This is a genomic window from Burkholderia sp. MSMB617WGS (assembly GCF_001532025.2).
GTDB lineage: Bacteria > Pseudomonadota > Gammaproteobacteria > Burkholderiales > Burkholderiaceae > Burkholderia > Burkholderia savannae.
In genome coordinates, this window is record NZ_CP013458.1 from 2,019,098 (window position 1) to 2,031,395 (window position 12,298).

The window sequence follows — 12,298 nt, forward strand, 5'->3', positions numbered from 1 at the left end:
TACGCATGTGAAGGAACAGCGATGCAAGAACGTACTCGTGCCGCCCATTTGGGCCCCGAGCGCAGACGGCCGCAGGTGCTGGACGCCGCGCTGCGCATTGCCGTCACGCGCGGATTGGCGGGCGTGTCGATGGAAGCGATCGCGCAGGCGCTCGGCGTCACGCGGCCGGTCGTCTACGCGTGCTTCGCATCGCGCGAAGAATTGATCGACGCGCTGCTCGAACGCGAAGAGCGCCGCCTGTTCGACGGCGTGATTTCCGCGTTGCCGCACGAGCCGCCGTTCGGCGATCCGAAGCAATGGATGACGGCCGGATTCCAGGCGCTGCTGAAGGTCGTCGCCGAACACGCCGATTCGTGGCGGCTCGTGCTCGCCGCGGATCACGATCGCGACGCGGTCGAACGCTACGGCAATGCGCGACGCCGCGTCGCGCAGCAGGTCGGCGCGCTGATGGGGCCGATGATGAAGAAGGCGGGCGTCAAGCAGATCGACAAGAAGCTGCCCGTGCTCGTCGAAATCTTCATGTCGCTCGGCGACGGCGCGGTGCGCGCGATGCTAGGCGACGAACAGCAGTGGACGCCGGACGAACTCGGCGCATACGTGGGCCGGATCGTGCTCGGCGGATTCATGAAAGCCTGACGGCCGGATTCTTCCGATGGCGGCGCATACAGGAGACATTGCGATGGATTTAGTCAGGAATATTGATCGTCAGGATCGGAAACGACAGGAAGACTACGGTTTCTTCGGCCCCGATTCCCCGACCTGGCGCGTGTGGACCTGCCCCACCGCGCTCACCATCGGCTTTCAGCGCTCCGTCGTCGTCGAGGAGCTCGATCCGTTCCTGCTCGCGGCCGTCAACTCCCGGCGCGGCATCTACACGAACCCGAAGCTGCGCTACGACCGGACGATCCGGTATTTCGCGACGGTGGCGGTCGGCGACGCGCGCAGCGCGCTCGACGCGTCCGAGATACTCGTGAAAGTGCACGCGAAAGCGGTCGGCATCGAGCCCGTCAGCGGCAAGCGCTTCGACGCGAACGATCCGGATTCGCAGCTGTGGATTCTGCTCACCGGCTGGCATTCGGTGCTGATCGCGTACGAGCGCTTCGGCCCCGGCAAGCTGTCCGCGGCCGACGAAGCGCGCTATTGGGAAGAATGCGCGATCGCGGCCGAGCTGCAGACATGCCCGTCGTCCGCCGTGCCGCGCACGCGGCAAGGCATCCGCCAGTATTTCGCCGAGATGCGCCCGCGGCTCGCCGCATCGGAACTCACGCAATCGACGATGCGGTATCTGCTCGACGGCTCCCGGATCACGATCGACGCCAACACGTCGCGCGCCGCACGCCCGTTCCTGAAGCTCGCGGCATGGGTCATGCGCGCCGCGACGCTGTCGACGATGCCCGCGTACATGCGCGAGCTCGCCGGCATTCGCCAGCCGCATTGGATCGGCGCCGCCATCGCGCCGCTCGTGCGCGCCGCGATGAAGTTACTCGCGACGCAGCGTGCTTCGCTCGCGCTCGTCGACGCGATCACGCCGTCGACCCGCCCGGTCATCGAGCCCGTGATTCGAGGCGTGGCGCCCGAGCGCGGCGAAACGCTGACGCCCGCCGAGGCGCGCGAACGCTACGGCCGGATCAGCGCGGCGGACATCTATCGGCGAATCCTGCAAGGCGGCGCGGGCGAAGGCGCCGCGGAACCCGCGGCGGCGCGTTGACGCGCCGCGACGCAGGCTCGCGCCACGCATCGCCGATGCAGCCGAGCGATGCCGCGAGCCACTCGCGGCACGCCGAATACACCAACGAGGAGACACGAGAATGAACAGGATCTGGCTCGCGGCCTATCCGCCCGGCGTGCCGGCCGACATCGACACGTCGCGCTATGCGTCGCTCGTCGCGCTGATGGAGGCGAGCTTTCGCGACTATCGCGCGCGCGACGCGTTCGTCTGCATGGGCAAATCGATCACGTACGGCGAGCTCGACGCGCTGTCGCGCAAGCTCGGCGCGTGGCTTCAGTCGCGCGGCCTGTCGCGCGGCGCGCGGGTCGCGATCATGCTGCCGAACGTGCTGCAGTACCCGGTGGCGATCGCCGCGATCCTGCGCGCGGGCTATGTGGTCGTCAACGTGAACCCGCTCTACACGCCGCGCGAACTCGAGCACCAACTGAAGGACAGCGGCGCCGAGGCGATCGTGATCCTCGAGAACTTCGCGACGACGCTGCAGGCGGTGATCGCGAAGACGTCGGTCAAGCACGTCGTCGTCGCCGCGATGGGCGATCTGCTCGGCGTGAAGGGCGTCCTCGTCAATTACGTCGTGCGCCGCGTGAAGAAGATGGTGCCGGCATGGAGCCTGCCGTCGTACACGCGCTTCAATGCGGCGCTCGCGCAGGGCGCGCGGCATGCGCTGCGGCGCATCCCGATCGAGCCGAACGACATCGCATTCCTGCAATACACGGGCGGCACGACGGGCGTATCGAAGGGCGCGACGCTGCTGCATCGGAACATCGTCGCCAACGTGCTGCAGTCCGAAGCATGGCGCGCGCCGCTCGTCGAAGGCCGGCCGAAGGACGTGCAGTTCGTGACCGCGATCGCGCTGCCGTTCTATCACGTGTTCGCGCTGACGGTGTGCGGCTTCATGACGATCCACGCGGGCGGGCTCGGCGTGCTGATCCCGAATCCGCGCGACATCGGCGGGATGATCGCCGCGCTCGAAGGCTATCCGATCTCCGCGTTCCCGGCCGTCAACACGCTCTACAACGCGGTGCTGCATCATGCGGACTTCCCGAAGCTCGACTTCTCGAAGCTCATTGTCGCGAACGGCGGCGGGATGGCGATCCAGGACAGCGTCGCGAAGCGCTGGCACGAGCGCACGCGCGTGCCGATCGTCGAAGGCTACGGCCTGTCGGAGACGTCGCCGAGCGCGACCTGCAATCCGGTGACGATCGCCGCGCACACCGGCACCGTCGGCGTGCCGCTGCCGTCGACCGAGATCGCGATCCGCGACGATGCCGGCCGCGACGTGCCGCTCGGCCAGCCGGGCGAAATCTGCATCCGCGGTCCGCAGGTGATGGCGGGCTACTGGAATCGGCCGGACGAAACCGCGATGGTCATGACGCCGGACGGCTTCTTCAAGTCCGGCGACGTCGGCGTGATGGACGAACGCGGCTACGTGAAGATCGTCGATCGCAAGAAGGACATGATTCTCGTATCGGGCTTCAACGTCTATCCGAACGAGATCGAGGACGTGGTCGCGTCCCATCCGGGCGTGTACGAAGTCGCGGCGATCGGCGTGCCCGACGAGCATTCGGGCGAGGCGGTGAAGCTGTTCGTCGTGAAGAAGGACCCGGCGCTCACCACCCAGGACGTGCTCGCGTACTGCAAGGAACGCCTCACGAACTACAAGCGGCCGAAGCACATCGAGTTCCGCGCCGATCTGCCGAAGAGCAACGTCGGCAAGATCCTGCGGCGCGAGCTGCGCGACGCGGCTCGCTGAGCGCCGCATCGCGCGACGGCGCATCGATGCGCCGTCGCCCCCTTGCGGCGTCGCGCCGGACGGCGCGGCCCGGCGCACCCGGCGGCGCGCCGTCCGCCACGTCATTTCACGTCATGTCATGTCACGCCGCGCCGAGATCGGCGAGCGGATGCGTGTCGCGCTTCCACGGCGACGCGAGAAAATGCTGGACACGCTCGCGCTGCACCTCGACGAGCGACGCGGGCGCCCAGCCCGGCCTGCGATCCTTGTCGACGAGATGCGCGCGCACGCCTTCGCAGAAATCGCCCTCCTCGATCGCGTGCGCGACGATCCCGAGCTCCATCCGGAACGATTCGGCGAGCGTCATCTGCCGGCCGCGCAACAGCGCCTCGCGCGTGACTTCGAGCATCGTCGGCGAATGGCTCGTCAATGCGTCGAGCGTCGTCTGCAGCCATTGCCGGTGCTCGCGCGACAGCTCGTCGCGCATCAGATCCTGCCGCAGCGTCGCGACGATCCGCTCGACGCCCGAGCGCTTGTCGAAATGCCGGACGATCCACGGCATCTGGCTGTCGAGCGCCGCGTGCGGCACGACGTTGCACGGCGGCTCGAACACCGCGCGCAACGCGCGCAACGCGTCGCCCGACCAGTCCGCGCGCTCGAGCCGCGTCTCGAACGTGTCGAGCCACGACGACGGCACCGACAGATCGGCGAGCTTCGCGACGAGCGCGTCCGCGCCCGACAGCGTCGCGCCCGTCAGGCCGACGAAGAGCGACAGCTCGACAGGCAGCTGCGCGAGAAAGTGCGTCGCGCCGACGTCGGGCACGAAGCCGATTCGCGTCTCCGGCATCGCGATCTTGCTGCGCTCGGTCGACACGCGCAGCGCGGCGCCCTGCGCGAGCCCCATTCCGCCGCCCATCGTGATGCCGTCCATCAGCGCGACGACGGGCTTCGGGAACGTGTGAATCGCGTAATCGAGCCGGTATTCGTCGACGAAGAACGGCAGCCAGCCGCGGCCGCCCGCCTTCGCCATCCGGTAGAGCGCGCGCACGTCGCCGCCCGCGCAAAAGCCCTTGTCGCCCGCGCCGCGCAGCACGGCCGCGACGATCGAGCGATCGTCGCGGCAGCGTTCGAGCAACGCGGCGAGCGCGCGCACCATGTCGTGCGACAGCGCGTTGAGCGCGGCCGGCCGGTTCAGCGTGATCAGCGCGACGCGGTTTACGACGCGCATCTGCACGTCGCGCGCCGCCGTGTCGTGGCGAGCGTCGTGCATCACCGGCGTGCTCATTGCGGGTGCCCTCCGTCGGTGCGCCATTGCGGCTCGCGCTTGCCGAGGAACGCGGCGACGCCTTCGCGCGGTTCGTCGCCGTCGAACAGCTCGACGAAGCGCTCGCGCTCCACCGCGAGCGCCGCGCCGCGCGGCACGCCTTGCCGCACGAGGCCGATCAGCTCCTTCGCGACGCCGACCGCGCGCGGGCCGAGCGCGACCGTGCGGCGCGCGAGCTCGAGCGCCGCGTCGGGCGCGCGGCCCGTGTCGACGACTTCCTCGACGAGGCCGATGCGCAGCGCGGTTTGCGCATCGACGCGCACGCCCGCGAGAATCATCCGCTTCGCCCAGCCTTCGCCGACGAGCCAGGGCAGCGTCTGCGTGCCGAGCCCGCACGGCGTGAGGCCCACCGACGGCTCGGGCAGCGCCATCTGCGCGTGCCGCTCGGCGATGCGCATGTCGCACGCGAGCGCGCATTCGAGGCCGCCGCCCATCGCATAGCCGTTGATCGCGGCGATCGTCGGAAAGCGCGCGTCGTGCAACGCCTCGAACGCCGCGCCGAAGCGCGCGGCCATCGTGCGCGCCATCGCGTGATCGCCTTGCGCGAACGAGTTCAGATCCGCGCCCGCGCTGAAGAACTTCGGGCCGTCGCCCGTGACGACGAGCGCGCGCACGCGGGAATCGGCCTCGAGCCGCTCGATCGTGCGCTGCAGTTGAAGGAGCCCGTCCGCGCTGAACGTATTCGCGGACGGGCGCTTGAGCGTGACGAGCGCGATCGCGCCGTCGTCGGCGTAGTCGAGCTCGATCATCAGGCGTCCTTCTTGACCGGTTGATACAGGCGGATCACCGCGGAGAAATCGAGCTTGCCGTCGCCGCGGCTGCTCATCGTCTGATACAGCTGCTGCGCGAGCGCGCCGAGATACACCGGCTGCCGGACCTGCTTGGCCGCGTCGTTCGCGAGGCCGAGATCCTTCAGCATCAGATCGGTGCCGAAGCCGCCCGTGTAGCCGCGCGACGACGGCGCGGTCTCGATCACGCCCGGATACGGGTTGTACGTGTCCGAGCTCCAGCAGCGGCCCGTCGACGTGTTGATGATGCCCGCGAGCACCTTCGGATCGATGCCGAGCGACGCGCCGAGCGCCATCGCCTCGGACACGCCCGCCATCGTGATCCCGAGCACGAGGTTGTTGCAGACCTTCGCGACCTGCCCCATCCCGGCCGCGCCGCAGTGGACGATGTTCTTGCCCATCGCCGCGAGCACGGGCTTCACGCGCTCGTAGTCGGCGTCGCTGCCGCCGACCATGAACGTCAGCGTGCCCGCCGCCGCGCCGCCCGTGCCGCCCGACACGGGCGCGTCGACGAACGCGCCGCCGTTCTCGCGCACGAGCTCGCCGAACGCCTGCGCGCTCGCCGGATCGATCGTGCTCGAATCGATCACCATCGCGCCCGCGGCAAGTCCCGCCAGCACGCCGTTCTCCTGCGTGAGCACGGCGCGCACGTGCGCGGCCGCGGGCAGCATCGTGACGACGAACTCGGCGCCCGCCGCCGCTTCGCGCGGCGAGCCGGCGACCTGCGCGCCGCCGTCCTTCACGAGGCGCAGCGCGTCCTCGCTGAGATCGAACGCGCGCACCTCATGGCCCGCCTTCAGCAGATTGAGCGCCATCGGCGCGCCCATGTGGCCCAAGCCGATAAAACCGATCTTCATCGCGCCTCCCCGATCAGTGCAAGCGAATCGTCGTGTTGACGGCGCCCGCCGTCGCGTCGTCGTCGAACCAGCGCGCGGTGACGGTCTTCGTCTGCGTGTAGAACTGCACGACCTGCTTGCCGTACGGCCCGAGATCGCCGAGCTTCGAGCCGCGCGAGCCCGTGAAGCTGAAGAACGGCACCGGCACCGGAATCGGAATGTTGATGCCGACCTGGCCGATGTCGATGTCGCTCTGGAACTTGCGCGCCGCCGCGCCGCTTTGCGTGAAGAGGCCCACGCCGTTGCCGAACGGATTCGCGTTGACGAGCGCGATCGCCTCGTCGAGCGTGTCGACCGACATCACGCACAGCACCGGGCCGAAGATCTCGTGCGTGTAGATCGACATCTCCGGCGTCACGTCGGCGAAGACCGTCGGGCCGATGAAGTTGCCGTGCGGATAGCCGTCGACGCTCACTTCTCGGCCGTCGAGCGCGAGCGTCGCGCCTTCCTTCTCGCCGGTTTCGATGAGGCCGAGAATCCGCTGCTTCGCCGCGCGCGATACGACGGGGCCGACGTCGGTGCCGGCTTCCGCGCCCGCGTTGACCTTCAGCGTCTTCGCCTTCGCGACGATGTCGGGCAGCCAGTCGCGCGCCGCGCCGACGAGCACCGCGACCGACGTCGCCATGCAGCGCTGGCCCGCCGCGCCGAACGCCGCGCCGACGAGCGCGTTGACCGTCTGCTCGCGGTTCGCGTCGGGCAGGATCACCGCGTGGTTCTTCGCGCCCATCATCGACTGCACGCGCTTGCCGTGCTCGCTGCCGAGCCGGTACACGTGCGTGCCGACGGCCGTCGAGCCGACGAACGAGATCGCCTTCACGAGCGGATGGGTGCACAGCGCGTCGACGACTTCCTTGCCGCCGTGCACGACGTTGAGCACGCCCTTCGGCACGCCCGCCTCGATCGCGAGCTCGACGAGCTGCATCGTCGACAGCGGGTCCTGCTCGGAAGGCTTCAGCACGAACGTATTGCCGCAGACGATCGCCATCGGGAACATCCACAGCGGAATCATCGCCGGGAAGTTGAACGGCGTGATGCCGACGCACACGCCGAGCGGCTGGCGCAGCGAGTAGGTGTCCACGCCGCCCGCGACGTTCTCGGCGAATTCGCCCAATTGCAGCGAGCCGACCGAGCACGCGTGCTCGACGACCTCGAGGCCGCGAAACACGTCGCCTTCGGCGTCGGGCAACGTCTTGCCCTGCTCGGCCGTCAACGTCTTCGCGATCTGCGGCAGGTTCGCGCGCACGAGCTCCTGGAACTTCAGCATGATCCGCATCCGCGCGGAAAGCGGCGTGTTCTTCCACTTCGCGAACGCGGCCTGCGCTGCCTCGACGGCCGCGTCGACTTCGGCGGCCGTCGCGAACGGCACGCGCGCGAGCAGCTCCTGCGTCGCCGGATTGACGATGTCGCGCCACTCGGTCGCGTGGGATTCGACGAATTCGCCGGCGATCAACAGCTTCACAGTCGGCACGTGATGTCCCTTCTGGGACGACGGAGTTGCGTTCATCGTGAGATTCTCCTGGCTATGGCCGGCGGCGCGTCGCGCGCGCCGCCGGCCGGTTGATGCGAAGCGGCATGACGGGCGTCACTTGCCCTCGGCCGCGAAATCCTCTTCCCAATACTCGCCGGGCATCCGGCTCGACGCGTCGCCGCCGCGCTCCAGCTCGAGGCGGCGCAATTCGACGCGTCGGATCTTGCCGGAGATCGTCTTCGGCAGCTCGGCGAACTGCAACCTCCGAATCCGCTTGTACGGCGCGAGCCGCTCGCGCGAGAAGCGGAAGATGTCGCGCGCGAGCGCCTCGCTCGGCTCGTAGCCCGCGCGCAGCGTGATGAACGTCTTCGGCACCGACAGCCTCACCGGGTCCGGGCTCGGCACGACGGCCGCCTCGGCGATCGCCTCGTGCTCGATCAGCACGCTTTCGAGCTCGAACGGGCTCAGCCGGTAATCGGACGACTTGAACACGTCGTCCGCGCGGCCGACGTAGACGAAGTAGCCGTCGTCGCGGCGCAGCGCGATGTCGGACGTGCGGTAGTGGCCGCCGCGCATCGCGTGCGCGGTCGCCTCCGGATTGTTCGCGTAGCCCTTCATCAGGCCGACCGGACGCTCGACGCCCGGGCCCACCGGCAGCGCGACCTCGCCTTCGCTCGCGGGGGCGCCGTCCGGATCGAGCAGCGCGATCGCGTAGCCCGGCATCGGCCGGCCCATCGCGCCCGGCACGACCGGCTGCCCCGGCGAGTTGCCGATGAGGCAGGTGGTTTCGGTCTGCCCGTAGCCGTCGCGAATCGTCACGCCCCACGCCTTCTTCACGCGCTCGATGATCTCCGGATTGAGCGGCTCGCCCGCGCCGACGATCTCGCGCAGCTTCACCGCGAACGTCGCGAGCGGCTGCTGGACGAGCATCCGCCAGACGGTCGGCGGCGCGCACATCGTCGTCACCTGATATTTGACGAGCGCATCGAGCACGACCTTCGGCTCGAAGCGCGCATAGTTGAACGCGAACACGCACGCCTGCGCGTTCCACGGCGCGTAGAAGCAGCTCCACGCGTGCTTCGCCCAGCCGGGCGAGCTGATGTTCCAGTGGACGTCGCCCGGCTGCAGGCCGACCCAGTACATCGTCGACAGGCTGCCGACCGGATACGTGCGGTGCGTGTGCTCGACGAGCTTCGGCTTCGACGTCGTGCCCGACGTGAAATACAGCAGCATCGGATCGCTCGCGTGCGTGCGCCCGTCGGGCGTGAAGTCCGCGGGGGCCGCGTAGCCGTCGGCGAGCGGAAGCCACCCCGCGCGCGGCGCGCCCGCGACGATCTTCGTCACGTCAAGCCCCGGCTGCTCGAACTTCGCGGCTTCGTTCTCGTCGACGATCGCATAGCGCGCGCCGCCGATCTGCACGCGCTCGCGCACGTCGTCGGCGGACAGCTGCGTCGTCGCGGGCAGCACCACCGCGCCGAGCTTCATCGCCGCGAGCATCGTGTCCCACAGCTCGACGCGGTTCGGCAGCATCAGCAGAATGCGCTCGCCGCGCGCAACGCCGATGCCGCGCAGCCAGTTCGCGATCCGCGCGGAGCGCTCCGACATCTGCGCGAACGTGTACTGCGCGCCGTCGCCCGTCGCGGCGTCGACGATCCACAGCGCCGGGCGGTCGTTGCCGCGCGCGATCGCGTCGAAGTAGTCGAGCGCCCAGTTGAATTCGTCGAGCGCCGGCCACTTGAAATCGCGATATGCGCTCTCGTAGTCGGTGCGGTGGCGCAGCAGGAAATCGCGTGCGTCGAGAAACGCCTGTGCCGTCATCGTGTCGTCTCCTGTCGATCGGAGTCGGCGCTTTGGCGCTTACTCCGATCCCATGCAAAGCCATCCATGTTGCGCGAGTGCCTCTTCGCGGTGATTCGCGCGGCGGCGCTCAGAGCTGCCGCGCGATCACCATTCTTTGCACTTCGCTGGTCCCCTCGTAGATCTGCGTGATCCGCGCATCGCGGTAATGGCGCTCGACCTCGTAGTCGACGAGGAAACCGTAGCCGCCGTGGATCTGGATCGCGTCCGAGCACACCGCCTCGGCCATCTCGGACGCGAAGAGCTTCGCCTGCGACGCTTCGGACAGGCACGGCAGGCCCGCCGTGCGCAGCCGCGCCGCGTGATGCGTGAGAAGGCGCGCGGCGTTGATCTGCGTCGCCATGTTCGCGAGCTTCTCGGCGATCGCCTGATGCTCGGCGATCGGCTTGCCGAACTGGACCCGCTCGCGCGCATAGCGGCGCGCGCGATCGAACGCGGCGCGCGCGATGCCGATCGCCTGCGCGGCGATGCCGATGCGCCCGCCCTCGAGATTCGACAGCGCGATCTTCAGCCCCTCGCCGCGCTTGCCGAGCAGATTCTCCTGCGGAATTGCGCAGTTCTCGAGCGTGATCGCGCAGGTGTCCGACGCGCGGATGCCCATCTTCTTCTCGGGCTTGCCGACGATGAAGCCCGGCGTGTCGGCCGGCACGACGAATGCGGACAGCCCGCGCTTGCCTTCGCCCGGATCGGTCATGGCAAAAACGATCGTGAGGCCCGCGCGCGCGCCGTTCGTGACGAACTGCTTGCTGCCGTTCAGTATCCACTTGCCGTCGCGCAGCTCCGCGCGCGTGCGCAGGTTGTGCGCCTCGGAACCCGCGTGCGGCTCGGTGAGGCTGAACGCGCCGATCGTCTTGCCGGTCGCGAGATCGCGCAGCCAGCGCTCTTTCTGCTCCTGCGTGCCGTAATTCAGCACCGGCCCGCAGCCGACCGAGTTGTGCACGCTCACGAGCGTCGCACACGACGCGCAGCCGGCCGCGATCTCTTCGAGCGCGAGCGCATAGGCGACGTAGTCGGTGTACGATCCGCCCCAGTCGGCGGGCACGATCATGCCGAGAAAGCCGAGCTCGCCCATCTGCGCGACGACCTCGTCGGGCAGATGCGATTCGCGGTCCCACTGCGCGGCGTTCGGCGCGAGCGCCTCGGCGGAGAAGGCGCGCGCGGCGTCGAGGATCATCCGTTGATCTTCGGTGTAGAGATCGTCCATTGCTGTGTGTCTCCCGGGCGGCCAGCCGCGTCGTCGCGCGGCGCGCCTCGTTCGTTTTGTCTCGATAAGTCAAGTGTAGGCAACGCGCGGATTCTGTTCGATGCTCGCTTCGCTCAATTACACTGATCGTTTTTGCCATACCGCGCCACGGCACGCCCTGCGATGAAGCACGAAGAGAAGAAAGGCACCGTTTCGATCGCGCTCGTCGAGTCGAGCCTCGCGCTGTCGCGCCGGCGCGGCGTCGACGACGCGCCGCTCCTCGCGCAGGCGGGCATTGCCGCCGCGCTGCTCGCGCAGCCGAACGCGCGCGTGTCCGCGCGGCAATACGGCGCGCTGTGGAACGCGATCGCGCGCGCGCTCGACGACGAGTTCTTCGGCCAGGATTCGCATCCGATGCGCTGCGGCAGCTTCATCGCGATGAGCCAGGCGGCGCTCTCCGCGCGCAACGGGCTGCGCGCGCTCGCGCGCGCGGTCAACTTCATGCACTGCGTGCTCGACGATCTGCACGCCGAGATCGACGCGAACGCCGAGCGCGTGCGGCTGCGTTTCGTGCATCGCAACAAAGCGAACGCGCCGGCGATGTTCGCGTACGCAACCTATTTCATCATCGTCTACGGGCTCACGTGCTGGCTGATCGGGCGGCGCATTCCGCTGCTGCACGCGAGCTTTCGGTGCGGCGAGCCGCTCGCCGTCCACGAATATCAGCTGATGTTCTGCGACGACATGCGCTTCGATCAGCCCGATTCGTACGTCGATTTCGATCCGGCGTTCGCCGCGCTGCCCGTCGTGCAGACGGCGAAGACGCTGAAGCCGTTCCTGCGCGACGCGCCCGCGAGCTTCATCGTGAAGTATCGCAATCCGCACGCGTTCGGCGAGCGCGTGCGCGCGACGCTGCGCGGGCTGCCGCCCGCCGCGTGGCCGACCTCGCACGCGCTCGCCGCGCGGCTGCACGTCGCCGAGGCGACGCTGCGGCGCAAGCTGAAGCAGGAGGGCCTTTCGTATCAGTCGATCAAGGACGCGCTGCGCCGCGATCTCGCGTGCGAGGCGCTCGCCGATCCGGCCCGCACCGTCGCCGACGTCGCGGCGGCGGCGGGCTTCGCCGAGCCGAGCGCGTTCTACCGCGCGTTCCGCAAGTGGCGCGGAATGAGCCCCGCCGACTACCGCGACGCCGCACTCGCCGCGCGCGCCGCCGCTTCGCGCTTTCGCCGGAAACCGCCTACTCTTTAAACACCGGGCGCACGCCCTTCTCACGGCCCGGCTGCGGCGCCGCACCATGCGGCCGCGCGCCGCCGGCCGACAC

At 69.0% G+C, this 12,298-nt stretch carries 10 protein-coding genes; 4 read left to right on the forward strand and 6 right to left on the reverse strand.

What is annotated here, in order from left to right; translation table 11 throughout:
- The first annotated feature begins 21 nt into the window (after positions 1–21).
- The 3 genes from WT60_RS29820 to WT60_RS29830 all read left to right on the forward strand — a co-directional run bounded on the left by WT60_RS29820 (position 22) and on the right by WT60_RS29830 (position 3,482).
- A complete protein-coding gene (locus tag WT60_RS29820) occupies positions 22–636 on the forward strand; it encodes a TetR/AcrR family transcriptional regulator (protein ID WP_236860896.1) in 615 nt (204 codons plus the stop codon).
- A 43-nt stretch (positions 637–679) separates the two neighbouring features.
- The gene (locus tag WT60_RS29825; protein WP_186448627.1) at positions 680–1,708 is read left to right on the forward strand and encodes an oxygenase MpaB family protein; all 1,029 of its coding nucleotides are present in this window, start codon (positions 680–682) and stop codon (positions 1,706–1,708) included.
- Between the two features lie 100 nt (positions 1,709–1,808).
- Complete coding sequence (locus WT60_RS29830) at positions 1,809–3,482, forward strand: long-chain fatty acid--CoA ligase (RefSeq protein WP_059578834.1); 1,674 nt, start codon at positions 1,809–1,811, stop codon at positions 3,480–3,482.
- A gap of 121 nt (positions 3,483–3,603) precedes the next feature.
- On the opposite strand, the gene WT60_RS29835 is transcribed toward WT60_RS29830, so the two are convergent.
- From WT60_RS29835 to WT60_RS29860, 6 genes are all read right to left on the reverse strand, one after another.
- Positions 3,604–4,746 (reverse strand): enoyl-CoA hydratase/isomerase family protein, encoded by a 1,143-nt coding sequence (locus WT60_RS29835; protein ID WP_060355766.1) that lies wholly within the window; start codon positions 4,744–4,746, stop codon positions 3,604–3,606.
- Complete coding sequence (locus WT60_RS29840) at positions 4,743–5,534, reverse strand: enoyl-CoA hydratase (RefSeq protein ID WP_059578843.1); 792 nt, start codon at positions 5,532–5,534, stop codon at positions 4,743–4,745. Before WT60_RS29840 ends, WT60_RS29835 begins: the two co-directional genes overlap by 4 nt.
- Entirely contained in the window at positions 5,534–6,430 is an 897-nt protein-coding gene (gene mmsB / locus WT60_RS29845) for a 3-hydroxyisobutyrate dehydrogenase (protein WP_038752548.1), read from the reverse strand. Before mmsB ends, WT60_RS29840 begins: the two co-directional genes overlap by 1 nt.
- A 13-nt stretch (positions 6,431–6,443) precedes the next feature.
- Positions 6,444–7,973 carry a CoA-acylating methylmalonate-semialdehyde dehydrogenase gene (locus WT60_RS29850; protein WP_038752551.1) on the reverse strand — a complete coding sequence of 510 codons (1,530 nt, stop codon included), beginning with the start codon at positions 7,971–7,973 and terminating at the stop codon, positions 6,444–6,446.
- Between the two features lie 78 nt (positions 7,974–8,051).
- Complete coding sequence (locus WT60_RS29855) at positions 8,052–9,755, reverse strand: AMP-binding protein (RefSeq protein WP_059670022.1); 1,704 nt, start codon at positions 9,753–9,755, stop codon at positions 8,052–8,054.
- Between the two features lie 109 nt (positions 9,756–9,864).
- On the reverse strand, positions 9,865–10,998 hold the full coding sequence (locus WT60_RS29860; protein ID WP_059578852.1) for an acyl-CoA dehydrogenase family protein: 1,134 nt from the start codon (positions 10,996–10,998) through the stop codon (positions 9,865–9,867).
- Positions 10,999–11,160: 162 nt separating this feature from the next.
- On the opposite strand from WT60_RS29860, the gene WT60_RS29865 reads away from it, so the two are divergent.
- On the forward strand, positions 11,161–12,225 hold the full coding sequence (locus tag WT60_RS29865) for an AraC family transcriptional regulator (RefSeq protein ID WP_060355767.1): 1,065 nt from the start codon (positions 11,161–11,163) through the stop codon (positions 12,223–12,225).
- The last annotated feature ends 73 nt before the right edge of the window (positions 12,226–12,298 follow it).

Bases quoted from the DNA above. Each gene is read 5' to 3' on its own strand.
- WT60_RS29820 (WP_236860896.1), top strand. From the start codon at position 22: ATGCAAGAACGTACTCGTGCCGCCCATTTGGGCCCCGAGCGCAGACGG.
- WT60_RS29825 (WP_186448627.1), top strand. From the start codon at position 680: ATGGATTTAGTCAGGAATATTGATCGTCAGGATCGGAAACGACAGGAA.
- WT60_RS29830 (WP_059578834.1), top strand. From the start codon at position 1,809: ATGAACAGGATCTGGCTCGCGGCCTATCCGCCCGGCGTGCCGGCCGAC.
- WT60_RS29835 (WP_060355766.1), bottom strand. From the start codon at position 4,746: ATGAGCACGCCGGTGATGCACGACGCTCGCCACGACACGGCGGCGCGC.
- WT60_RS29840 (WP_059578843.1), bottom strand. From the start codon at position 5,534: ATGATCGAGCTCGACTACGCCGACGACGGCGCGATCGCGCTCGTCACG.
- mmsB (WP_038752548.1), bottom strand. From the start codon at position 6,430: ATGAAGATCGGTTTTATCGGCTTGGGCCACATGGGCGCGCCGATGGCG.
- WT60_RS29850 (WP_038752551.1), bottom strand. From the start codon at position 7,973: ATGAACGCAACTCCGTCGTCCCAGAAGGGACATCACGTGCCGACTGTG.
- WT60_RS29855 (WP_059670022.1), bottom strand. From the start codon at position 9,755: ATGACGGCACAGGCGTTTCTCGACGCACGCGATTTCCTGCTGCGCCAC.
- WT60_RS29860 (WP_059578852.1), bottom strand. From the start codon at position 10,998: ATGGACGATCTCTACACCGAAGATCAACGGATGATCCTCGACGCCGCG.
- WT60_RS29865 (WP_060355767.1), top strand. From the start codon at position 11,161: ATGAAGCACGAAGAGAAGAAAGGCACCGTTTCGATCGCGCTCGTCGAG.